Below are 21,896 nucleotides of genomic sequence, written 5' to 3'. Positions count from 1 at the left end.
TCGCCGCGCCTTTGCAATGGGTCTTTTGACGACGAAGTCCAAAGAGTCATTGCTAAGGCACAGGTCAGCTGTGGTATCGAGGCCAATATATTGGTGAGGCCAAGGCGGAACGGCTAGTGGTGGGTCACCGGGGCGAAGTGGTCGGCGGTGATCGGGCCGAACACCGTCGCGCCGCGGTCGGCCGGTCCGACGCTACGGCGCAGGGCGGCGAAGAGTTCGCGACCCGTGCCCATCCACTCGCGGCTCGTCGGCGGGAAGTCCACCAATGGACGCGTCGCCAGCTCCTCCACCGAAACCTGGACCTCCAGGGTTCCGGCGGTGGCGTCCAGCCGCACGACGTCGCCGTCGCGGACCCGGCCGAGCGGGCCGCCGACTGCGGCCTCCGGGGTGAGCTGGATGGCGGCCGGGATCTTGCCCGAGGCGCCGGACATGCGGCCGTCGGTCACCAGCGCCACCTTGTAGCCGCGGTCCATCAGGACGCCGAGCGGCGGGGTGAGCTTGTGGAGTTCGGGCATGCCGTTGGCCTGCGGGCCCTGCTGGCGGACCACCACGACGACGTCGCGGTCCAGTTCGCCCGCCTTGAAGGCCTCCTGGAACGCCTCCTGGGTGGTGAAGACGCGGGCGGGGGCCTCGACGACGTGGTTCTCCGTCGCCACGGCCGAGACCTTGATGACGGCGCGGCCCAGGTTGCCGGTGAGCATGCGCAGGCCGCCGTCGGAGGCGAACGGGTCGGAGGTCGGGCGCAGGACCTCGAGGTCCAGGGAGCGGCCGGGGCCGTCGACCCAGACCAGTTCGCCGTCGGCGAGCATCGGTTCCTGGCGGTAGCGGTCCAGGCCGTGGCCAGCGACGGTGTTGACGTCGGCGTGCAGCAGGCCGGAGTCCAGCAGGGTGCCCACGACGAACTGGACGCCGCCCGCCGCCTGGAAGTGGTTGATGTCGGCGCCGCCGTTCGGGTAGACCCGCGCGATCAGCGGCACCACCGCGGACAGGTCGGAGAAGTCGTCCCAGCTCAGCTCGATGCCCGCGGCGGCGGCGATGGCCACGAGGTGCATCGTGTGGTTCGTCGAACCGCCGGTCGCCAGCAGCGCGACCACGCCGTTGACCACGGCCTTCTCGTCGACGACGTGCGCGATCGGGGTGTAGCCCTCGCCCTTGGCCATCTCGACGGCGCGGCGGCCCGCGTGCTCGGTCAGGGCGCGGCGGAGCGTGGTGCCGGGCGGCACGAACGAGGCGCCCGGCAGGTGCAGGCCCATGACCTCGACGACCATCTGGTTCGAGTTCGCGGTGCCGTAGAACGTGCAGGTGCCGGGGGAGTGGTACGAGGCGGCCTCGGCCTCCAGCAGGTCCTCGCGGGACGCCTTGCCCTCCGCGTACAGCTGCCGGACGCGGGCCTTCTCCTTGTTCGACAGGCCGGACGACATCGGGCCCGCGGGCACCAGGATCGACGGCAGGTGCCCGAACGACAGCGCGCCGATCAGCAGGCCCGGCACGATCTTGTCGCACACGCCGAGCAGCACCGCGGCGTCGAACATCTCGTGCGACAGCGCCACACCGGTCGACATCGCGATGACGTCGCGGCTGAACAGCGACAGCTCCATGCCCTCGCGGCCCTGGGTGATGCCGTCGCACATCGCGGGCACACCGCCCGCGAACTGGGACACGCCGCCGACAGCGCGGACCGCGTCCTTGATCCAGGCGGGGTACTCCTGGAACGGCTGGTGGGCCGACAGCATGTCGTTGTAGGACGACACGATCGCGACGTTGGACTTGCGCAGCGCGCGCAGCGCGGCCTTGTCGCCGCCGGTGATTCCGGCGAAGCCGTGCGCGAGGTTGCTGCAGGCGAAGCCGGACCGGGACGTTCCGTCCTGCGCGGCGGCGGCCACGCGTTCGAGGTACGCACGGCGTGAATCGGCGCTTCGGGCGGCGATCCGGCGTGTCACCTCTGTCAGAACAGGATGCAGTTCGGTCATGGGGGTCTCCGGGTCATCACGGGCCGTGGTGGGGCCCTTACGAGACGACAACGGTGGCGTCCCACAGACGGGCGTGACGCCACACACAGTAAGTCATGGCTGGTCGCGGACACAAAAACGATTCAGTAGATGGGAGGCGACCAGTTTTGAATCTTGGCGTGTGGTGCTTGTCACATGGCTTGAGATTGGGCAGAGTGCGGGGCACGACCTTGGAACGGAGGTGTCCCATGAACTCCACGGAGATCGTCGAGCTGCGCCGGGTCATCGGCCAGATGCGGCATGCCGTCAGCAACCTGCGCACCAGGTACGGCGACGTGGCAGCCGTGCAACGCCTGGCCAACGACGTGGAACGCATGGACATCGACGCCACCGAACTCGTCGACCTGAGCACCCCGAGGCAGCGTGAAGCGCCTCAAGTGGAACGCGAGGTCGTGGTCGTGCCAGACACGCCTTACGACGAGTCGCTCTGGAAGGACGCGGACGACGAAGGACTTGGTGGGTACCGGAACCGGACCTGACCCAGCCCTTACTCACGGCCCTCGCAGACCGCGGGGGCCGTTACGCGTTTCCTCCACAACGACGTGGACCCCCAGAAAGGTGAGCAATGGCGAGGGCAGAGATCGCCGCCAGGACTCTGCGCACGGACCGATGGTGGTTGCCGCCGCTGACGACATTCGTCGGCCTGCTGCTCATCTCGATCTACGCGGCGTTCCGCACGTTCCAGGGGGACTACTACTGGGTCGACCAGTACCACTACCTCACACCGATGTACTCGCCGTGCCTCACGGAGGAGTGCATCCCGGCGGCCTCGCACTTCGGTCAGTGGTTCCCGGCGCTGCCGGGCTTCCTGACACCGCCGCTGCTGATCATCCCGTTCCTGCTGGGATTCCGGATCACCTGCTACTACTACCGCAAGGCCTACTACCGCGCTGCCTGGGCGTCCCCGCCCGCGTGCGCGGTGGCCGAGCCGCACAGCAAGTACACCGGTGAGACGCGGTTCCCGCTGATCGCCCAGAACCTGCACCGCTACTTCTTCTACGCGGCGTCACTCCTGCTGCTGATCAACATCTACGACGCGGTCCTCGCGTTCGGCACCGGCGTCGGCCTGGGCAACATCATCCTGCTGGTCAACGTGAGCCTGCTCGCCGCGTACACGCTGTCGTGCCACTCGTGCCGGCACATCGCGGGCGGGCGGCTCAAGCACTTCTCCAAGCACCCGGTCCGGTACTGGGCGTGGACGCAGATCTCGAAGCTGAACAACCGGCACATGCAACTCGCCTGGGCCTCGCTGATCTTCGTCTGCCTCACGGACCTGTACGTCGCGCTGGTCGCCTCGGGAACGATCTCCGACCTCCGCTTCATCAACTAAGGAGTGGTTTTGCCCGAGCTGGAAAGGCACTCGTTCGACGTTCTCGTGATCGGCGCGGGTGGTGCCGGTCTGCGAGCCGCGATCGAGGCCCGTGAGCACGGCCTGCGCACCGCCGTCCTCTGCAAGTCGTTGTTCGGCAAGGCCCACACCGTCATGGCCGAGGGCGGTATCGCCGCCGCCATGGGCAACGCGAACGAGAGCGACAACTGGCAGGTCCACTTCCGCGACACCATGCGCGGTGGCAAGTTCCTCAACAACTGGCGCATGGCCGAGCTGCACGCACAGGAAGCGCCGCAACGGGTCTGGGAGCTGGAGACCTACGGCGCGCTGTTCGACCGCACCAAGGACGGCCGGATCTCGCAGCGCAACTTCGGCGGCCACGAGTACCCGCGGCTCGCGCACGTCGGCGACCGCACCGGCCTCGAACTGATCCGCACGCTGCAGCAGAAGATCGTGTCGTTGCAGCAGGAGGACTTCAAGGAGTTCGACGACTACGACGCACGTCTGCGGGTGTTCCAGGAGTTCACCGTCACCGACCTCGTCAAGGACGGCGACAAGATCGCCGGCGCGTTCGGCTACTGGCGCGAGTCCGGCCGGTTCGTGCTGTTCGAGGCGCCCGCGGTGATCCTCGCGACGGGCGGCATCGGCAAGTCGTTCAAGGTCACCTCGAACTCCTGGGAGTACACCGGCGACGGCCACGCGCTCGCGATGCGCGCCGGGGCCTCGCTGATCAACATGGAGTTCATCCAGTTCCACCCCACGGGGATGGTCTGGCCGCCGTCCGTCAAGGGCATCCTCGTCACCGAGTCCGTCCGCGGTGACGGTGGTGTGCTGCGCAACTCCGACGGCAAGCGGTTCATGTTCGACTACATCCCCGAGGTGTTCAAGGACAAGTACGCCGACAACGAGGAAGAAGCCGACCGCTGGTACACCGACCAGGCGAACAACCGGCGCCCGCCGGAACTGCTGCCGCGTGACGAGGTCGCCCGTGCGATCAACTCCGAGGTCAAGGCAGGGCGCGGGTCACCGCACGGTGGCGTCTTCCTCGACGTGTCGACGCGTCTGCCCGCCGAGGAGATCCGCCGCCGGCTGCCGTCCATGCACCACCAGTTCAAGGAACTGGCCGATGTGGACATCACCGCGCAGCCGATGGAGGTCGGCCCGACCTGCCACTACGTGATGGGCGGCGTCGAGGTGGACCCCGACACCGGATCCTCCTCGGTACCAGGGCTCTTCGCGGCCGGTGAGGTCTCCGGCGGCATGCACGGCTCGAACCGGCTGGGCGGCAACTCGTTGTCGGACCTGCTCGTCTTCGGGCGCAGGGCCGGCGCGGGTGCCGCGGAGTACGTGCGGGCGATGGCCGGACGCCCTGTCGTGGCGGAGGACATCGTCACCGAGGCGCGGGCCACGGCGCTCAAACCCTTCCAGCAGGAAGGCGGCGAGAACCCGTACACCCTGCACATGGAGCTGCAGCAGTCCATGAACGACCTCGTCGGCATCATCCGGAAAGCCGGTGAGATGCAGGAGGCGTTGCAGCGGCTGGAGAAGCTCAAGGAACGCGCGCAGGCGCTGACCGTCGAGGGGCACCAGCAGTTCAACCCCGGCTGGCACCTCGCCCTCGACCTGCGCAACATGCTGCTGGTGTCGGAGTGCGTGGCGAAGGCGGCGCTGCTGCGAACCGAGTCGCGCGGCGGTCACACCCGCGACGACCACCCGTCGATGGACGCCGACTGGCGCCGGAAGCTGTTGGTGTGCAAAGCCGACGGCGACGGGGCCGAGGTGACGGAGAAGGCGCAGATCCCGATCCGGCACGACCTGCTGGACCTGTTCGACCGCAGCGAGCTGGAGAAGTACCTCACCGCCGAGGAGTTGGCATGAGCTACCAGGGGAAGTTCCGGGTGTGGCGCGGCGACGACTCCGGCGGTGGGCTGGAGGACTTCACCGTCGAGGTCAACGAGGGCGAGGTCGTCCTCGACATCATCCACCGGCTGCAGGCCACGCAGACGCCGGACCTCGCGGTGCGGTGGAACTGCAAGGCGGGCAAGTGCGGTTCGTGCTCGGCGGAGATCAACGGACGGCCGCGGCTGCTCTGCATGACCCGGATGTCGATCTTCGAGGAGTCGGAGACGATCACGGTCACGCCGATGCGGACGTTCCCGATCATCCGCGACCTCGTGACCGACGTGTCCTTCAACTACACCAAGGCACGCGAGGTCCCGTCGTTCGCGCCGCCGAAGGACCTGGCACCGGGCGAGTACCGGATGCAGCAGGTCGACGTCGAGCGCTCGCAGGAGTTCCGCAAGTGCATCGAGTGCTTCCTGTGCCAGAACACCTGCCACGTGGTGCGTGACCACGAGGAGAACAAGGAGGCGTTCTCCGGGCCGCGGTTCCTCATGCGGGTCGCCGAACTGGAGATGCACCCGCTCGACACCGCGGACCGCGTCGACCAGGCGCAGGACGAGCACGGGCTCGGACTCTGCAACATCACCAAGTGCTGCAGCGAGGTGTGCCCCGAGCACATCCACATCACCGACAACGCGCTCATCCCGATGAAGGAGCGCGTCGCCGACCGCAAGTACGACCCGATCGTCTGGCTCGGCAACAAGCTGTTCAAGCGGTCCTAGCGACGGCCTGCGGTATGACCAGCCCGGACTCGTAGGCCATCACCACGGCCTGCGCCCGGCTGGTCAGCCGCAGCTTCGTCATCACGCGGTTGAGGTGCGTCTTCACCGTGCCCTCCGTGACCGTCAGCCTGGTCGCGATCGCCGTGTTCGTCAGCCCGGTGCCGACCAGCCGCAGCACCTCGCGCTCGCGGTCCGTCAGCTCGTCCAGACCGGCCGAACTCCACGGCGACACAGCTGAATCGCCCCTCAGGTACGCCGCCACGAGCCTGCGCATGACCGTGGGACTGAACTGCATCTCGCCCGAGGCGACGGCGGTGATGGCGGCGATCAGGCGGGCCGGTTCGGACTCCTTCAGCACGAACCCCGCCGCGCCCAGCCGCAACGCCTCGTGGACGTACTCGTCCAGGTCGAAGGTCGTCAGCACCAGCACCCGCGTGGAGGCCGCGACGCTTTTGAGCGCGGCCAGATCCGGCAGGCGGATGTCGAGCAGGATCACGTCCGGTCTCGACGACTCGGCCAGCGCGGCCGCGGTGGCACCGTCCCCGGCCTCGCCGACGACGGTCAGATCAGGTGAAGCGTTCAGCAACGCGACCAGGCCGGCCCTGAACAACGGCTGGTCGTCCACTACAAGCACGCGCGCCACGATGCCCCTCACTCATGTGACGTCACCGCGGTAGATCCCCCACCACGAGCGTACCGCGAAAGTTGACGGGAGATCCACTCTTCGTGAGACGACCCGGTTCCGTTCACGCCGATACGTTCCGCGCCATGCGCACCGCATCCGCCGACCTGCACGCCGTCCGCACGATCACCGTCGACGGCTCGGACGTCTACCTCCGGGTCACGGCCAGTCCGGTCGACCTGGAGATCCGGTGGTCCCGCGACGGCGACCGCCGGGTGGCGGGCAGCCCCGTGCTGTTCCCCGCGGGTGACCGCTCGCGCCGGTTGCTCGGCACGAACTTCCGTGCCGGCACCACGTTCTGCCTCGACGTCGTGGGGGAAGCGAGGCAGGACTGGTGTGGTGTCGTCGACTGGAACGTCTGACTTCCCCTGGACGGACGTCGAGCCAACGCGGCGACCAGGCGGCGGCTACGTGACGAACAACCGCGAAGCAGTGCCTGGGAACAGCGAACGGGGCGCGTCCGATGTGGACGCGCCCCGTTCGTGCGAGACGGGTTCAGCCTTGAGCGTCGCCGGTGAGCACCAGCATCTCGGCCTTGTTGTCGTCGCGCTTGATGACCTTCTTGTTGCGGCGGTTGCGCTTCTCGAGGTACGTGGCGAGCCACGACAGCAACAGGCAGAGTCCGATGTAGATCAGGGCGACCACGATCATCACCGGGATCATCGGGCGGCCGAAGTTCACCGCGTCACCACCGATGCGCGTACCCCACCGCAGCAGCTCCTCGAAGGTGATGAGGAAGCCGAGCGCGGTGTCCTTCAGCAGCACGACGAGCTGGCTGATGATGGTCGGCAGCATCGCCCGCAACGCCTGCGGCAGCAGCACGAACGTCATCACCTGCGTCTTGCGCATGCCCAGCGCGTACGCGGCCTCGCTCTGGCCCTTCGGCAGCGAGTTGATGCCCGCGCGGAAGATCTCCGCGAGCACCGAGCCGTTGTACAGCATCAGGCTGATCACGACGGCCGTGAACGCGCTCAGCTTCACCCCGGCCACGGGAAGGCCGTAGTAGAAGAAGAACATCATGATCACGAGCGGGATCGCGCGGAAGATCTCGACGATCACCGCCGCGGGAGCGCGCACCCACCCGTGGTCGGACAGCCGCGCCGCCGCGAAGATCGCGCCGAACACCAGCGCCAGCACCGCGCCGACGACGAACGCGCTGAGCGTGTTGCCGATCGCCTCGACCAGCGAGAGCTGGATCTGCTTGTAGTTGATCCAGTCGAGCCTGCGGGCGGTGAACTGGTCGGTGACGATGAACCGCATCACCACGTACACCAGCGCCGCGGCCACCGCCGCGATGCCGACGACGGCCATGATCTTGTGACGGACGCGGGCCTTCGGACCCGGGACGTCGAACAGCACCATGCTCATCGGGCCACGCTCCACCGCTTCTCGAAGACCTGCTGGACGTACGTCAGCGGCATCACCAGGATGACGAACCCGAGTGCGACCCACAGGAGTCCGATGAGGACGTTGTCACCCTGATCCGCCAACTGCTCGCGGATGTTGCCCGCCTGGACGACGGCGAAGCCGGACGCGACCGTCGTGTTCTTCAGCAGCGCGATCATCGTGCTCGTCATCGGCGGCACGACCGAGCGCAACGCCTGCGGCAGCACCACGGAGCCGAGCATCTGCGTGAACGTGAGACCCAGTGCGCGGGAGGCCTCGGCCTGCCCGACCGGCACGGTGTTGATGCCCGATCGCACGACCTCGCAGACGAACGCCGCCGTGTAGAGCGACAGCGAGACCACCGCGGCGGTGTACGGCTCGATCTTCAGGATGTCCAGCAGCGGGTACGCGAACACGAAGAACACGAAGACCAGCGTCAACGGGGTGTTGCGCACGACCGTCACGTACGTCGTGCCGACACCGCGGAACACCGGCACCGGGCTGACCCTCAGCGCCGCGAGGAGCGTGCCCAGCACCAGCGACAGCACCGCGGAGACCGCGAAGAGCTGGAGCGTCTGGCCGAAAGCGCGCAGGAAGAGATCTAGGTTGTTGGTGAGGACGCTCATCGGTTTCCTTGCCGTCCGTCCGCCTTCAAAGGAACGGCCGGCGGACCCACGCGGGATCCACCGGCCACGTGAGGAACCGTCAGTACCTGTCGATCTTCGGCTTCTCGGCGGACGAGCCGGACTTGCCCAGCGTGCCGTCGTAGATCTTCTGCCACGAGCCGTCGTCCAGCGAGGCCTGCAGCACGTCGTTCACCTTGTCGCGCAGGGCCTTGTCGTCCTTCGGCAGGCCGATGCCGTACGGCTCGCTGGAGAACGTCTTGCCGACGACCTTCAGCTTGCCCTCCTCGGCGGCGGCGTAGCCCTTGAGGATCGCGTCGTCCGTGGTGACCGCGTCGACCTCACCGTTGAGGAGCTTGGTGACGCACTGCGAGTAGCCCTGGAACTCGAGGACGTTGCCGTCCTCGGTCAGCTTTTCCTCCTTGATGCGCTTGGCCGGCGTGGAGCCGGTCACCGAGCACACCTTCTTGCCCTTGAGGGTTTCCTTGCCGGTGATCGAGGTGTTGTCGGCCTTGATCAGGAGGTCCTGGCCGGCGACGAAGTACGGTCCGGCGAACGAGACCTTCTCCTTGCGCCCGGCGTTGATCGTGTAGGTGCCGACGTAGTAGTCGACGTCACCGTTGATCAGCGCCTGCTCGCGGGCAGCGGACTGGATCGTCTTGAACTGGATCTTCGTCTCGGGGTCGAAACCGAGCTTCGCGGCGATCAGGCGCGCGATGTCGATGTCGAAGCCGCTGTACTTGTTCGTCGTCGGGTCCTTGTAGCCCAGACCCGGCTGGTCTTCCTTGACACCGACGATGAGCTCGCCGCGCGCCTTGATCTTCTCGAACGTGGGCGAGCCGTCGACCTTGACGTCCTTGGCGACCTCGAAGAGGCCGGCGGGCGCCGGCTGGTCGGTCGGGCTGCCCTCCTTGCCACACGCGGTCAGGGCCAGTGCGCCCGTCAGCAGCACCGCCGCAAGGGTGCGAACCCTCATCGTCCTTCTCCTGCCATTCGTTCGAAAGTGGGCTGACTACTAGTGAGTCAGGATCTTGCCAAGGAAGTCCTTCGCGCGGTTGGACTTCGGGGCCGAGAAGAACTCTTCGGGTGTCGAGTCCTCGACCACCTCGCCGTCGGACATGAAGATCACCCGGTCCGCGGCCTTGCGGGCGAAGCCCATCTCGTGCGTGACGACCAGCATGGTCATCCCGTCCTTGGCCAGGCCCGTCATGACGTCCAGGACCTCCTGGACCATTTCCGGGTCGAGCGCCGAGGTCGGCTCGTCGAACAGCATCACCTTGGGCTTCATCGCGAGCGCGCGGGCGATCGCCGCGCGCTGCTGCTGCCCACCGGAGAGCTGTGCGGGGAACTTGTCGGCCTGGTTCGCGATCCCGACGCGCTCCAGCAGCTGCATCGCGGTCTTGCGCGCGTCGGCGGCGGGCGTCTTGCGCACCTTCACCGGGGCGAGCATGACGTTCTCGACGATGGTCTTGTGCGCGAAGAGGTTGAAGGACTGGAACACCATGCCGACGTCGGCACGAAGGCGAGCCAGTTCTTTTCCTTCAGCGGGAAGCGGCTGCCCGTCGACCTCGATGACGCCGGAATCGATCGGCTCGAGGCGGTTGATGGTCCGGCACAGGGTCGACTTACCGGAACCCGACGGCCCCAGCACGACCACGACCTGCCCCTTCGGCACTTCCAGCTGCACGTTCTTGAGCACGTGCAACGGGCCGAAGAACTTGTCCACACCCGCCACATGAATCATCGGCGGTGCAGAGGCGGCAGTCATCCAGTCCTCCATATGGGGTCGTCGGCGTTGGCGGAAACCTAGGTGTCCGCCACCACACCAGTCCAGGACATTGAGCAAGACTTAGGGTCTCAACTCTGTCACAGGCAGACATCGGTTGCCCGGGAGGTAGCGAAAGTGCGCGTGCTGCTCGTCGAGGACGACGACAGGGTCGCCGAGGCCTTGGTCCCAGCCCTGACCAGACGGGGCTTCCAAGTGGACCGCCAAGCCACGGGCCGCGGCACGCTCGACCGCCTCGCCGGCGTCGACGTGGTGCTGCTCGACCTCGGCCTGCCCGACATGGACGGCGTGACGCTGTGCCGTGCCATCAGGGCCGCTTCGGACGTCGCGATCATCGTGGTGTCCGCGAGAGGGGAGATCGACGACCGGATCCTCGGCCTGCACGCCGGGGCCGACGACTACCTGGTCAAGCCGTACGACGTGGGAGAACTGGTCGCGCGCGTGCACGCCGTCCGGCGTCGCCGCGGTGCCGATCCGGTCGGGGTGGGCTCGGTGTCCACGGAGGTGTTCGAGACCGGTGACGTGCGCGTCGACCTGGGACGCCACGAGGTCACGGTCGCGGGGGAGTCGGTCGCGTTGTCGCGCAAGGAGTTCCAGGTGCTCGCGCTGGTGATGGCGGCGGGTGGCGCGGTGTGCACGCGCGAGCGGATCCTCGCCGAGGTGTGGGGCCGCACGTGGTCCGGCGCGAACCGGACGCTCGACGTGCACGTCGCCACCCTGAGGACGAAGCTGGGCCGGCCGTCGTTGCTGGAGACCGTGCGCGGCGTCGGATACCGGCTGGGGCAGGTGTGATCTCGATTGGGTGATCTTTCGTCTGCGTGTCGCGAGCGGGTGGGGTGACGGGCTGTGAGGTCCCGACTGCTGGGCGTGGTACTCGCCCTGATCGTGCTGGTGCTCGTGGGCCTGGGAGTGCCGCTGGGCCGCAACGTGGCGGCCGCGGAACAGCAGGAGATGTTCCTCGACCGGCTCACCGACACCAGCCGGTTCGCGTCGCTGGCGCAACGGCCGTTGATCGACGACAGCCCGCACCTGATGCGCGCCGAGCTGGAGCGCTACGACGAGCTGTACGACATCGGCGTGGCCGTGGTGGCCCGCGACGCCCCGACGGTGCCGCTGGTGGCCTCGCGCAACGACCTCGCGCTCGGTGACCCGGCCGTGCAGGACCTGGTCAGCAAGGCGCTGGCCGGGCGCCTGCCGGTCGCACCGGAGCTGTTCGCACCGTGGAGCGACTCCAAGGTCGTGCTCGCTGAACCGGTGCTGGTCGACGGCGAGGTGCGCGGCGCGGTGATCACGTTCTCGCCGACGGCCAAGACCCGCTTCGAGGTGCTCGCGTGGTGGGCCCTGCTGCTCGCGGGAAGCCTGCTGGTGCTGGCCCTCGCGGTGCTGCTGGCGCTGCCCGTGGTGCGCTGGACGTTGCGGCCGGTGCAGGCGCTGGACGAGGCGACGGGGAAGCTCCTCGCCGCGGTCGTGTCGGGCCGGCCGGTGCCACCGGTGGGCGCGGAGTCCGGGCCTCCGGAACTGCGGCAGTTGTCGCGGTCGTTCGACCAGATGGCCGCGAACGTGAGCGATGTGCTTGCCGCGCAACGGGCCTTCGTCGCCGACGCGTCACATCAGCTTCGCAACCCGTTGACGGCGCTGAAACTCCGGCTGTCCAACCTGGAGGGTCACGTCGACTCCGAGGCGGAGGTGCACCAGGTCGAGGCGGCGAGCGAGACCGACCGGCTCAACCGCATCCTCGACGAGCTGCTCGCCATGGCGCGCGCCGAGTCCAGTTCCGTGGACCCGGTGCCAGTCGACGTCGACAAGTCCGTGGCGGCGCGGCTGTCGGCGTGGTCGTCGGCCGCGGCGGCGAAGGAGGTGCACCTCGTGCTCGACGGCGAACGGGTCGGCATGGGCCTCGTCCCGCCGCGCGGTGTCGAGACGATCCTGGACGCGCTGCTCGACAACGCCCTGAAGTTCACCGCCGAAGGCACGCTGATCGTGGTGGACGCCCGCAAGGTCGACGGTGTCATCCGGCTCTCCGTCGCCGACCACGGGCCCGGCCTGCAGCCCGACGAGCTCGAGCGGGCCACCGACCGGTTCTGGCGCAGCCCCGCCCACCAGAACGTGCCGGGCTCCGGGCTGGGGCTCTCGATCGTGCGGCTGCTGGTCGAACGCGTCGACGGCACCGTGTCGCTGGAGTCGCCCGAGGACGGCGGCCTGAAGGTCGTGATCACGCTCCCGGCCGTGTAGACCCGTCTAGACCTTCGTGTCGCGGTAGTAGCGCATGGCGCCGTTGTGCAGCGGCACCGGCGACGTCTCGATCGCCGACCGCTGTTCGATCGTGCGCGCCGCCGAGTGGGCCTTCACGAGCTCGGGCTGGCCGTCGAACAGCTGCCGCACGAGAGCCTCGGCCACGTCGTCGGGCATCGCCTCGTCGACGAGCAGGAAGTTGCGCACGACGAGGGTGATGACCGGGCCGGACTGCAGGTTGTAGATCGAGGCGGGCAGCGTCGCCGACCCGTACACCGGGAACTGCTGGCGGAACTTCGGCAGTTCGTCCTTCAGGTCGAGCATCCGCACGTTGAGCCCCTTGGTGAGGTCGGTGATCCTGCTCGTGGGCAGGCCGCCCGACCAGAAGAACGCGTCGATCCTGCCCTCCTGCATCGCCTGGGCCGACTCGTTGAGGCTCAGGTTCACCGCCTGGGGCGCGACGTTCTCGGCCTGCAGCAGCCGGCTCGCGATGATCTCGACGCCCGACCCGGTCGCGCCGATCGACACGCGTCGTCCCGACAGCTCGCGCAGCTTCGTCACCGGCAGGTCGGCGCGGACGATGACCTGCAGGTAGTCGTCGTGCATGCGCGCCAGCGCACGCAACCGGGAGGCGCCCTCGACACCCTCGACCGCGTCCGCCTGCGAGAAGCCGACCTGCGCCTGGCCGTTGACGAGCCGGGTGACGTTGTCCTTGGACCCGTCCGTGCGGACGACCTGGGGCCGCGCGATGCCGAGCCGCCCGCTCCAGATGTCCGCCAGGCCGTTGCCCAGCGAGTAGTAGACGCCGCTCTCGCTGCCGGTGGCCATCGTGATCTTGATGTCCGACACCGTGCTGCTACAGCCCGTCAGGACCGTCGCGGCGGTCAGCAGGCTCAAGGCGGCATGCAGTCGTCCCAGCACCAGCGCATCGTGCCACGGGGCAGGCGGGCCGTTGCACCCGACGAAGGTCCTGCCTGGTCAGCGCGCGGATGGGGCGGGCTTTGTGCGGTCCGCGAAAGTTGGGCCACTGACCAGGGGTTATCGTGATGGGCGTGAGCACCGTGCAGGTTCAGAAGACCTTCCAGATACGCACGTTCGGATGTCAGATGAACGTGCACGACTCCGAGCGGCTCGCCGGTCTGCTGGAGGACGCGGGCTATGCGCGGGCCACCGAGGCCGAGCAGGCCGACGTCGTCGTCTTCAACACCTGCGCGGTCCGCGAGAACGCCGACAACAAGCTGTACGGCACGCTCGGCCACCTCGCCCCGCAGAAGACAGCGAACCCCGGCATGCAGATCGCGGTCGGCGGCTGCCTCGCGCAGAAGGACCGCAGCGAGATCGTGCGGCGCGCCCCGTGGGTGGACGTCGTGTTCGGCACGCACAACATCGGGTCGCTGCCGGTGCTGCTCGACCGCGCCCGCCACAACGAAGAGGCGCAGGTCGAGATCCTCGACGCGCTGGAGACGTTCCCGTCGTCGCTGCCGGCCGCGCGCGACTCCGCCTACTCGGGCTGGGTGTCGATCTCGGTGGGCTGCAACAACACCTGCACGTTCTGCATCGTGCCGTCGTTGCGCGGCAAGGAGAAGGACCGCCGTCCCGGCGACGTGCTGGCCGAGGTGCAGACGCTCGTGGACGAGGGCGTGCTGGAGGTGACGTTGCTGGGGCAGAACGTCAACTCCTACGGCGTCGAGTTCGGCGACCGGCTCGCGTTCGGCAAGCTGCTGCGCGCCTGCGGTGAGATCGACGGGCTGGAGCGCGTGCGCTTCACCTCGCCGCACCCCAAGGACTTCACCGACGACGTCATCGCCGCCATGGCTGAGACGCCGGCGGTGTGCCACAGCCTGCACATGCCGCTGCAGTCCGGTTCCGACCGCCTGCTCAAGGCGATGCGCCGCTCGTACCGCACCGAGAAGTACCTGGGGATCATCGGCAAGGTCCGCGCCGCCATGCCGGACGCCGCGATCACCACGGACATCATCGTCGGCTTCCCCGGCGAGACCGAAGAGGACTTCCAGGGCACGCTCGACGTGGTGCGCCAGGCCCGTTTCTCGTCGGCGTTCACGTTCCAGTACTCGAAGCGCCCCGGCACCCCGGCCGCCGATCTGCCGGACCAGCTGCCCAAGGTCGTCGTGCAGGAGCGCTTCGAGCGGCTCGTGGCGCTGCAGAACGAGATGACGCACTCGCTGAACGTCGAGCAGGTCGGCCGCACGGTCGAGGTCCTCGTCGCCACCGGCGAGGGCAAGCGCGACGCTGAGACGCACCGCATGAGCGGCCGTGCGCGCGACGGCCGTCTCGTGCACTTCGCGCCGGGGACGACGGTTCCGCGTCCTGGCGACGTCGTCGAGACGGTCGTGACGTACGGGGCCCCGCACTACCTCGTCGCGGACGGCGAACCGCTGTCGTGGCGCCGCACCAAGGCCGGTGACCGTTCCGAGGCCGGCATCAAGCCCAAGACCGCGGGCATCGGCCTCGGTCTGCCGTCGTTCGGAGCGCCCGAGCCGCTGCCCGCCGTGTCGGGGTGCGCAGCCCAGTGAGTGATGAGGACTTCTTGCGCAAGGAGATCGACGCGGTCGAGCACCAGGCGGCCAAGCGGATCGACCCCGGTACCGGAGCGCTGACGATCTCGATCGCCGTGCTGGCGTTGCTGGTGTCGCTGATCCTGCCGTGGGTCGGGGAGCACACGGGGCTGGCGGTCCTGCTCGGCGAGTCGGAGCTGTTCCTCCCACGGCTGTTCTCGTACCTCGCGCTGGGCGTCGGCGTGCTCGGTTCCGGCATCACGCTCGCCGTGCGGCGCTGGGGTCTCGCGTGGGTGTGCTCGCTGGGCCTGTTCGCGGGGTCGATCATCGGCGTGCTGTCCATCTGGACGCAGCAGACGACGACGAGCAACAAGACGATCGGTCCCGGCCCCGGGATCGGGTTGATCATCGCGGCGATCGCGGTCATCGTCCTGCTGGTGAAGTGGGTGAAGATCGCGGCTTCGCGGCCGCCGCAGTTGTGACGAACCCCGCCGCGCCCCCGGTTCGCCGGGCGTGACGGGCGCACTGCTGGCCAGAAGCGCCGCATTGCCCGCCAGAAACGCCTGAGGGCCCCTCTCCGCACGGGAGAGGGGCCCTTTCAGCGCGTCACGAACTAGCGGGTCGCCAGCGCCTGCTCAGCGGCAGCGAGCCACTCGCGCCACTGGGCGGCCTGCGCCTCGGCCTGCTCGGTGCGGCGCTTGTCGCCCGCGGCACGGGCCTTCGCGGCCTGCGCCTCGAACTGCTCCACGCGCTCGCGGAACTGCGCCACCCGCGCCTCGGCCTCGGGGTCGGACCGGCGCCACTGGGCGTCGACCGCGCCGCGGACCCGCTCCTCGATGGTGCGGAGCTTGCCCTCGAGCTCGCGGATGCGCTCGCGCGGCACCTTGCCGATCGCGTCCCAGCGCTCCTGGATCTTGTAGAGGGCGTTGCGCGCCGACTCGAGGTCGCCCGTCGGGTCGATGGCCTCGGCCTCGGCGAGCAGCTCCTCCTTCAGCTTCGCGTTGGCCGTGAACTCGGCGTCCCGCTCGCTGAACGCCTCGGAACGCTTCTGGAAGAACGCGTCCTGCGCGGCCCGGAAACGCTGCCACAGCGCGTCGTCGGCCTCCTTGGGCGCACGCCCGGCGGCCTTCCACTCGACCATGAGCTCCTTGTAGCGACCGGCCGTGGTGCCCCAGTCGTCGGAGTCGACGAGCTTCTCGGCCTCCTCGACCAGCGACTGCTTGGAGGACTTGGCCACGGTGCGCTGGCGGTCGAGGTCCGCGAAGTGCGAGCCGCGACGGCGGTTGAACGCGTCACGGGCCTTCGAGAACCGGCGCCACAGCTGCTCGTCGGTCTTGCGGTCGACGCCGCGGATGGTCTTCCACTCGTCGAGGATCTGGCGCAGCCGGTCGCCCGCGACCTTCCACTGCGTCGACTCGGTCGCGATCGACTCGGCCTCGTCGACCAGCGCCTGCTTGCGCGCCACGGACTGGGCTCGGGCGGCCTCCTTGGCCTCCTTCGCCTTCTCCATGCCGGCCTCGGCCTGGAGAAGCACGTACTCGACGCGGGCGGCCAGCGCCTTGAGGTCACCGACGACGGCGGCCTCGGCGAGCTGCTCCTTGACGTGCTTCGCGCTGGTCATGGCGTGCTTGGGGTCACCGGCGCCGGTCTTGAGCCGCGACACGAGCAGCTCGACCTCGGTGCGCAGGTCGTCGAAGCGCCGCGCGAAGTGCGCGAGGCCTTCGACCGGCTCACCGGCCTGCCACGACCCGACAGCACGTTCGCCGTCCTCGGTCTTCACGTACACGGTGCCGTCGGCGTCCACGCGCCCCCAGCGGTCAGGGTGGTCCGACGCCACGGGGACGGCCGGAGGCGTCGCCTGCGCGGTCTCCTTCGGCGTTTCCTCGACCACACCCTCGGCTGCAACCTCCACGGGGGTGGCCACGGCCACGGCCTCCGGTGTGCTGTCCTGCTCCGACATCGCCGGTTCCTCCCATCTGACGCCCGTGCCTGCCACGGGCGCCCCGCCGTTGGCGGGGCCGATGCAATACGGGCGCTGGAGGGTCTCTCGTCCCCAGTTCCCCGCGCGCATTCAAACAGGTCAGAGCTCGACTCGGTACTGGGAGTCCACGATAGGTAGCCTCGTTCGTTGTGATCACGCGCGCTGTGGTGGTGCCGCACCCACCCCTCCTGGTGCCGGAACTGGTCGTGGGAGCCGCCGCCGAAACCGAGCCCGTGCGCGCCGCAACCCTTGCCGCGGCAGGAGAACTGCCCGGTCCGTGGGTCGCGGTGGCGGTGGGCGACGACGGTCGTGCTACGTACGTGCCGCCGTTGTCGGGAACATTTCTCGGTTATGGGGTCGATCTGCCCGTGTCACTCGGCGGTGACCTGCCGCCGGATGCCCGCATTCCGTTGCCGGTGCTGATCACCGCGTGGCTGCGCGAACGCTGTGCAGTCGAGGTGTCACGCGTTGAACTCGTTCCCCGTGACCTGCCCGCTTCCGGCTGTGTCTCGTTTGGACGGCAACTGGCGGAGGAGGAGTGCGGGTTGCTGGTCCTCGGCGACGGCTCCACCCGCCACGGCCCCCGCTCGCCCGGTTCCGAAGACGAGCGTTCGGGACCTTTCGACTCTTTGGTCCACACTTTGCTGTCCACCGCCGACGTGGACGGCCTGCTCGGCCTCGACCTGGAACTCGCCCGCGAGCTGGGCGCGCAGGGCCGTGCGGCGTGGCAGGTCCTCGCCGGCGTGCCCGGCCCGTGGCGCTGCTCCGGAGCCGAGTTCTTCGCACCGTTCGGCGTGGGCTACCACGTCGCTGTCTGGGAGCGCCCTTGATCACGCCCATCGCCGTCGTCGGACCCACCGCGACCGGCAAGTCCGACCTGGCCGTCGCGCTCGCGGAGCGGTTCGGGGGAGAGGTCGTCAACGCCGACGCCATGCAGCTCTACCGCGGCATGGACATCGGCACGGCGAAGATGCCCGTCTCCGAGCGCCGGGGCGTGCCGCACCACCTGTTCGACGTCCTGTCCGTCACCGAGACGGCGTCCGTGGCCGCCTACCAGCGGGAGACGCGGGCCGTCGTCGAGGACCTGCTCGCGTCCGGGCGCCCGCCGGTCCTCGTCGGTGGTTCGGGGCTTTACGTGCAGGCGGTGCTCGACGACCTCAAGTTCCCCGGCACCGACGACGCCGTGCGCCTGCGGTTCGAGGCCGAGCTGGCCTCTGCGGGCCCCGAGGCGTTGCACCGGCGCTTGCAGGAGCTCGACCCCGCCGCCGCGATCGCGATCCTGCCGTCCAACGGCCGCCGCATCGTGCGCGCGCTGGAGGTCATCGAGCTGACGGGGCAACCGTTCTCGGCGAACCTCCCCAAGCCCGGCCCCGCGCGCTACGGCACCGTCCAGATCGGCGTCGACCGCGAGGTGTCCGAACTGGACGCGCGGGTCGACCTGCGGGTGGACCAGATGCTCGCCGGCGGCCTGGAGGCCGAGGTGCGCGCCCTGGTCCGGATCGGCCTGCGCGACGGCAAGACCGCGTCGCGCGCCCTGGGCTACCAGCAGGTGCTGTCCGCAATGGACGGAGCCTGCACGATCGACTTCGCCGCGGAGGAGACCAAACGCGCCACCCGCCGGTTCGTGCGGCGGCAGCGGTCGTGGTTCCGGCGTGACCAGCGCATCACCTGGCTCGACGGTGCCCGCCCTGATCTGGTGGACGCCGCCGCTAACCTTGTCCCGTGGAGTTCGTGAAGGGGCACGGCACGGAGAACGACTTCGTCGTCCTGCCCGACCTCGATGACCAGCTGGACCTGACCGTCGCGCGCGTGCAGGCGCTGTGCGACCGGCAGCGCGGCCTGGGCGCGGACGGCGTGCTGCGCGTCGTGCGTGCCGGCGTCGAGTCCGGGGCCGACTGGTTCATGGACTACCGCAACGCCGACGGCTCCATCGCCGAGATGTGCGGCAACGGCCTGCGCGTCTTCGCCCGCTACCTGGTCGACGCGGGCCACCAGCCGCAGGGCTCGTTCGTCGTCGCCACCCGCGCGGGCAACAAGACGGTCACCACGCACCCGGACGGCTCCGTCACGAACGACATGGGCCCCGCACGGGTCACCGGCACGTCCATCGCCGCGGTCGACGGCGCCGGCATCGGCGGCTTCGCGGTCGACGTCGGCAACCCCCACCTGGCGTGCGTCACCGACGTCCCGGTCGGGAGCTTCGACCTGACCGTGCCGCCCGGCTTCGACCCCACGATGTTCCCGCACGGCGTGAACGTCGAGCTCATCAACGTCATCGATCCCGAGTCTGGTCGCGGCGGCGCGCTGCGCATGCGCGTCTACGAGCGCGGCGTCGGTGAGACCCGCTCGTGCGGCACCGGCACCGTCGCGGCCGTCGCCTCCTGGCTCGCGGGCCAGGGCAGGACCACCGGCTCGGCGACCGTCGACGTCCTCGGCGGCCAGGTCTTCGTGACCATCGAACCGACGACGTCGACGCTCACCGGACCTGCCGTGCTCGTCGCCCGCGGCGAGCTCGACAAGTCGTGGTGGGACGCTCTCGCGTGAACTGATATCCGATATATCAGTTCAGCCTGTAGATCTCGATCTTCCCGAGCCTGTCCGGCTTGACCACGCTCGGGTTCGAGTCCGGTGCCGTCAGGCACACGAGGTGGTCGTCGACGACCGCGACGGCGAACACCGTCTGCGTCGTCTCGACCCGGTGCGTGATCTTGCCGCCTTCGGTCACGCGGAACGCCGCCGGCTGCAACGCCGGCGCCACCCACACGCCGTCCCCGTCGCCCGCGATCCCGTCCGGCGCGATCCCGAACTCCTTCACGTCGGCCCACAACCTGCGCTTTTGCAACGATCCGTTGCGGTCGACCGAAAACGAAGTGAGTTTGAATGCAACGGTCTCGGCGACGACGAGGATGTTGCCGCTTTCGGACTCGCCCGTCGGGTCGGGCAGCAGCGCCATGCCGTTCGGGAACTTGAGGTCCTCGGCGACGACGCTGACGGAGCCGTCGGGCTGGACGAGTGCGAGCGCGGCGCCCGGCGGGTCGAAGTCCGGTTCGAGCAGCCGCGGGATGCCGACGTCGTCGATCAGGCCGTGCAGGTCGAAGCCGAAGTTGCCCACGTACGCGCGACCCTCACCGTCGACGAGCATGTCGTTGGCGTGAAAGGTCGCGATGTCCGATATGTCGGCGTGCAGGACGAGGTCGCCGCCTTCGAGGCGGCGGACCGTCCGGTCGAGCATCGACACGACGAGCAGGCGTCCGTCGGGCAGCCAGCCGAGGCCCGAGGGCTGGCCGTCGAAGGCGACGACGACCTCGTCCTCGCCCGTCGTCAGGTCGAGCGCGTGCACTTCGCCCGCATAGAAGTCGGAGTAGAAGAGGCGGCCGTCGGGGCCGCGTCGCGGTCCCTCGCCGAAGTGGAGACCGTCCCGCAGCACCGTGGTGCCTGCTTTTTGTGCCTCATCCATGGGCCTCGACGCTAGACGTGGCCGGCAGGTCCCGCATAGACCGCAACGGCGAGAACAGCACCCACGCCATCCCGGCCACCGAGCCGACGAGTGAGACCCACAGCGTCGGCACGATCCCGATCCACGAACCGAGCCCGCCGCCCAGCAGTGCGCCCAGCGGCGTCGCGCCCCAGACCACCCAGCGGATCGAGGCGTTCATCCGGCCCAGCAGGTGGTCGGGGCAGATCGCCTGCCGGTAGCTCACCTGGCCGACGTTGTAGACGACGACGCCGAACGCGCTGATCGCGAGCCCCGCCATGGCGAACACGATGCCCCAGCCCGGCTTGGTGAACGGCATGAGCAACACGAACGGCCAGGTCAGCAACGGTACGAGCCAGATCAGCCTGGCCTGGCCGATCAGCAGGCCGAGCCGGTGCGCGACCATCGCGCCGAGCACGCCGCCGACCCCGCTCGCGCTGAAGACCAGGCCCGCCGTGCCCTCGTTCAGCCCGGCGACCCGCAGCAGGAACAGCACGCTGACGGCGTTCTGGATGCCGTGGAAGAAGTTCGACGTGCCGGTGCAGGCCACGATCTTGCGCAGGGTGGCGTTGCCGAAGACGAACCGCAGCCCCTCCATGACCTCGCGGCGCAGGTGCGGGTCGGGGTGCCGTTCCGGTACCGGCTCCACGTTCCTGATCCGGAACAGGAAGAACGCCGAGCTCAGGTACCCGAGGCCGGTCGCGAGCACGCCGTTGGCCGCGCCGAGGAACTGCGCCACGTAGCCGCCGATCGCCGGTCCCGACACCTCGGCCACGGACATGCTGGCCTGCAGCTTCGAGTTGCCTTCGACGAGCTGGTCGCGTCCCACCAGTGACGGCAGGTACGACTGGTAGGCGACGTCGAAGAAGACCGTGCACACGCCGATCGCCAGGCTCACGACGATCAGCTGCGGCAGGTCGAGGACACCCATCCACCACGCGAGCGGCACGCTCAGCATCAGCACGGCGCGGACGACGTCCATCGCGATCATCAGCGGCTTGCGGCGCATCCGGTCGACCCAGACGCCCGCAGGCAGTCCGATCAGCAGGAACGCGACTGTGCTCGCCGCGGCGAGCATGCCCATCTCGAACGGTGTCGCGTTCAGCACGCCGGCCGCGAGCAGCGGTATGACCGTGATGCCGACACTCGCGCCGAACTGGCTGATCGTGTCGCCGATCCACAGCCGGCGGAAGTCGTGATGCCCCCAAAGCGCCATGCCGGGGAGTCTGCGCTGAGTGATTGGAAACTGTCA

Annotated in this window: 22 protein-coding genes; 12 read left to right on the top strand and 10 right to left on the bottom strand. The window is 68.9% G+C overall.

Annotation, left to right across the window (positions count from 1 at the left end; genetic code table 11):
• Window positions 1–113: 113 nt before the first annotated feature.
• Window positions 114–1,970 (bottom strand): phosphogluconate dehydratase, encoded by a 1,857-nt coding sequence (edd, locus tag LX88_RS27375; RefSeq protein ID WP_258950663.1) that lies wholly within the window; start codon window positions 1,968–1,970, stop codon window positions 114–116.
• 227 nt (window positions 1,971–2,197) lie between these two features.
• On the opposite strand from edd, the gene LX88_RS27370 reads away from it, so the two are divergent.
• The 4 genes from LX88_RS27370 (at window position 2,198) to LX88_RS27355 (ending at window position 5,963) form a co-directional block, all read left to right on the top strand.
• Complete coding sequence (locus LX88_RS27370) at window positions 2,198–2,488, top strand: Rv0250c family protein (RefSeq protein WP_030474675.1); 291 nt, start codon at window positions 2,198–2,200, stop codon at window positions 2,486–2,488.
• 86 nt (window positions 2,489–2,574) lie between these two features.
• Window positions 2,575–3,339: a succinate dehydrogenase subunit SdhC gene (gene sdhC, locus LX88_RS27365; protein WP_258950662.1), complete on the top strand. Its 765-nt coding sequence runs from the start codon at window positions 2,575–2,577 to the stop codon at window positions 3,337–3,339.
• A 9-nt stretch (window positions 3,340–3,348) separates the two neighbouring features.
• Window positions 3,349–5,217: a fumarate reductase/succinate dehydrogenase flavoprotein subunit gene (locus LX88_RS27360; RefSeq protein WP_258950661.1), complete on the top strand. Its 1,869-nt coding sequence runs from the start codon at window positions 3,349–3,351 to the stop codon at window positions 5,215–5,217.
• Window positions 5,214–5,963, top strand: coding sequence for a succinate dehydrogenase/fumarate reductase iron-sulfur subunit (locus LX88_RS27355; RefSeq protein ID WP_258950660.1), 750 nt, complete (start codon window positions 5,214–5,216; stop codon window positions 5,961–5,963). The genes LX88_RS27360 and LX88_RS27355 overlap by 4 nt, the downstream gene beginning before the upstream one ends.
• On the opposite strand, the gene LX88_RS44380 is transcribed toward LX88_RS27355, so the two are convergent.
• Window positions 5,950–6,597, bottom strand: a complete 648-nt coding sequence (locus tag LX88_RS44380; protein ID WP_308203465.1) for a response regulator — start codon at window positions 6,595–6,597, stop codon at window positions 5,950–5,952. The two genes, LX88_RS27355 and LX88_RS44380, sit on opposite strands and share 14 nt — an antisense overlap.
• Window positions 6,598–6,731: 134 nt before the next feature.
• Here LX88_RS44380 and LX88_RS27345 point away from each other — a divergent pair, with 134 nt between their 5' ends.
• Complete coding sequence (locus LX88_RS27345) at window positions 6,732–7,007, top strand: hypothetical protein (protein WP_258950659.1); 276 nt, start codon at window positions 6,732–6,734, stop codon at window positions 7,005–7,007.
• A 133-nt stretch (window positions 7,008–7,140) separates the two neighbouring features.
• On the opposite strand, the gene LX88_RS27340 is transcribed toward LX88_RS27345, so the two are convergent.
• The 4 genes from LX88_RS27340 to LX88_RS27325 form a co-directional block, all read right to left on the bottom strand.
• Complete coding sequence (locus tag LX88_RS27340) at window positions 7,141–8,013, bottom strand: amino acid ABC transporter permease (protein WP_258950658.1); 873 nt, start codon at window positions 8,011–8,013, stop codon at window positions 7,141–7,143.
• Complete coding sequence (locus LX88_RS27335) at window positions 8,010–8,657, bottom strand: amino acid ABC transporter permease (protein WP_090073259.1); 648 nt, start codon at window positions 8,655–8,657, stop codon at window positions 8,010–8,012. Before LX88_RS27335 ends, LX88_RS27340 begins: the two co-directional genes overlap by 4 nt.
• Before the next feature lie 79 nt (window positions 8,658–8,736).
• Complete coding sequence (locus tag LX88_RS27330) at window positions 8,737–9,630, bottom strand: glutamate ABC transporter substrate-binding protein (RefSeq protein ID WP_258950657.1); 894 nt, start codon at window positions 9,628–9,630, stop codon at window positions 8,737–8,739.
• Window positions 9,631–9,669: 39 nt separating this feature from the next.
• Window positions 9,670–10,398 carry an amino acid ABC transporter ATP-binding protein gene (locus LX88_RS27325; protein WP_258950937.1) on the bottom strand — a complete coding sequence of 243 codons (729 nt, stop codon included), beginning with the start codon at window positions 10,396–10,398 and terminating at the stop codon, window positions 9,670–9,672.
• Between the two features lie 159 nt (window positions 10,399–10,557).
• Here LX88_RS27325 and LX88_RS27320 point away from each other — a divergent pair, with 159 nt between their 5' ends.
• Window positions 10,558–11,232, top strand: a complete 675-nt coding sequence (locus LX88_RS27320) for a response regulator transcription factor (protein WP_258950656.1) — start codon at window positions 10,558–10,560, stop codon at window positions 11,230–11,232.
• A gap of 54 nt (window positions 11,233–11,286) precedes the next feature.
• Window positions 11,287–12,672 (top strand): sensor histidine kinase, encoded by a 1,386-nt coding sequence (locus tag LX88_RS27315; protein ID WP_258950655.1) that lies wholly within the window; start codon window positions 11,287–11,289, stop codon window positions 12,670–12,672.
• A gap of 6 nt (window positions 12,673–12,678) precedes the next feature.
• Here LX88_RS27315 and LX88_RS27310 read toward each other — a convergent pair whose 3' ends face one another.
• On the bottom strand, window positions 12,679–13,593 hold the full coding sequence (locus LX88_RS27310; RefSeq protein ID WP_258950654.1) for a TAXI family TRAP transporter solute-binding subunit: 915 nt from the start codon (window positions 13,591–13,593) through the stop codon (window positions 12,679–12,681).
• Window positions 13,594–13,724: 131 nt separating this feature from the next.
• Between LX88_RS27310 and miaB the strand changes: the two genes are divergently transcribed.
• Window positions 13,725–15,206 (top strand): tRNA (N6-isopentenyl adenosine(37)-C2)-methylthiotransferase MiaB, encoded by a 1,482-nt coding sequence (gene miaB / locus LX88_RS27305; RefSeq protein ID WP_258950653.1) that lies wholly within the window; start codon window positions 13,725–13,727, stop codon window positions 15,204–15,206.
• Entirely contained in the window at window positions 15,203–15,670 is a 468-nt protein-coding gene (locus LX88_RS27300; RefSeq protein WP_090073269.1) for an Rv2732c family membrane protein, read from the top strand. The genes miaB and LX88_RS27300 overlap by 4 nt, the downstream gene beginning before the upstream one ends.
• Window positions 15,671–15,801: 131 nt before the next feature.
• On the opposite strand, the gene LX88_RS27295 is transcribed toward LX88_RS27300, so the two are convergent.
• Window positions 15,802–17,148 carry a DUF349 domain-containing protein gene (locus LX88_RS27295; protein WP_258950652.1) on the bottom strand — a complete coding sequence of 449 codons (1,347 nt, stop codon included), beginning with the start codon at window positions 17,146–17,148 and terminating at the stop codon, window positions 15,802–15,804.
• Window positions 17,149–17,318: 170 nt separating this feature from the next.
• On the opposite strand from LX88_RS27295, the gene LX88_RS27290 reads away from it, so the two are divergent.
• Genes LX88_RS27290 through dapF form a run of 3 tightly spaced genes read left to right on the top strand, consistent with a single transcriptional unit; the run spans window position 17,319 to window position 19,713 of the window.
• Window positions 17,319–17,999: a class III extradiol ring-cleavage dioxygenase family protein gene (locus LX88_RS27290; RefSeq protein ID WP_258950651.1), complete on the top strand. Its 681-nt coding sequence runs from the start codon at window positions 17,319–17,321 to the stop codon at window positions 17,997–17,999.
• The gene (miaA, locus tag LX88_RS27285; protein ID WP_258950650.1) at window positions 17,996–18,904 is read left to right on the top strand and encodes a tRNA (adenosine(37)-N6)-dimethylallyltransferase MiaA; all 909 of its coding nucleotides are present in this window, start codon (window positions 17,996–17,998) and stop codon (window positions 18,902–18,904) included. Before LX88_RS27290 ends, miaA begins: the two co-directional genes overlap by 4 nt.
• Entirely contained in the window at window positions 18,892–19,713 is an 822-nt protein-coding gene (dapF, locus tag LX88_RS27280; RefSeq protein WP_258950649.1) for a diaminopimelate epimerase, read from the top strand. Before miaA ends, dapF begins: the two co-directional genes overlap by 13 nt.
• A 16-nt stretch (window positions 19,714–19,729) precedes the next feature.
• On the opposite strand, the gene LX88_RS27275 is transcribed toward dapF, so the two are convergent.
• Window positions 19,730–20,626: an SMP-30/gluconolactonase/LRE family protein gene (locus tag LX88_RS27275; protein ID WP_258950648.1), complete on the bottom strand. Its 897-nt coding sequence runs from the start codon at window positions 20,624–20,626 to the stop codon at window positions 19,730–19,732.
• Window positions 20,619–21,860 (bottom strand): MFS transporter, encoded by a 1,242-nt coding sequence (locus tag LX88_RS27270; protein WP_258950647.1) that lies wholly within the window; start codon window positions 21,858–21,860, stop codon window positions 20,619–20,621. Before LX88_RS27270 ends, LX88_RS27275 begins: the two co-directional genes overlap by 8 nt.
• Window positions 21,861–21,896 lie beyond the last annotated feature (36 nt).

It is taken from the genome of Lentzea californiensis (genome assembly GCF_024648825.1).
GTDB classification, from domain to species: Bacteria; Actinomycetota; Actinomycetes; order Mycobacteriales; family Pseudonocardiaceae; genus Lentzea; species Lentzea californiensis.
Note: the sequence above shows the minus strand (reverse complement) of the source record. Positions and strands in the feature narration are given on the sequence as shown.

Excerpts from the sequence above, each read along its gene's own strand:
- LX88_RS27330 (WP_258950657.1), bottom strand. The coding sequence starts at position 9,630 with ATGAGGGTTCGCACCCTTGCGGCGGTGCTGCTGACGGGCGCACTGGCC.
- LX88_RS27325 (WP_258950937.1), bottom strand. The coding sequence starts at position 10,398 with ATGATTCATGTGGCGGGTGTGGACAAGTTCTTCGGCCCGTTGCACGTG.
- LX88_RS27270 (WP_258950647.1), bottom strand. The coding sequence starts at position 21,860 with ATGGCGCTTTGGGGGCATCACGACTTCCGCCGGCTGTGGATCGGCGAC.
- LX88_RS27295 (WP_258950652.1), bottom strand. The coding sequence starts at position 17,148 with ATGTCGGAGCAGGACAGCACACCGGAGGCCGTGGCCGTGGCCACCCCC.
- LX88_RS27355 (WP_258950660.1), top strand. The coding sequence starts at position 5,214 with ATGAGCTACCAGGGGAAGTTCCGGGTGTGGCGCGGCGACGACTCCGGC.
- LX88_RS27275 (WP_258950648.1), bottom strand. The coding sequence starts at position 20,626 with ATGGATGAGGCACAAAAAGCAGGCACCACGGTGCTGCGGGACGGTCTC.
- LX88_RS27345 (WP_258950659.1), top strand. The coding sequence starts at position 6,732 with ATGCGCACCGCATCCGCCGACCTGCACGCCGTCCGCACGATCACCGTC.
- LX88_RS27335 (WP_090073259.1), bottom strand. The coding sequence starts at position 8,657 with ATGAGCGTCCTCACCAACAACCTAGATCTCTTCCTGCGCGCTTTCGGC.
- LX88_RS27340 (WP_258950658.1), bottom strand. The coding sequence starts at position 8,013 with ATGAGCATGGTGCTGTTCGACGTCCCGGGTCCGAAGGCCCGCGTCCGT.
- edd (WP_258950663.1), bottom strand. The coding sequence starts at position 1,970 with ATGACCGAACTGCATCCTGTTCTGACAGAGGTGACACGCCGGATCGCC.
- LX88_RS27370 (WP_030474675.1), top strand. The coding sequence starts at position 2,198 with ATGAACTCCACGGAGATCGTCGAGCTGCGCCGGGTCATCGGCCAGATG.
- sdhC (WP_258950662.1), top strand. The coding sequence starts at position 2,575 with ATGGCGAGGGCAGAGATCGCCGCCAGGACTCTGCGCACGGACCGATGG.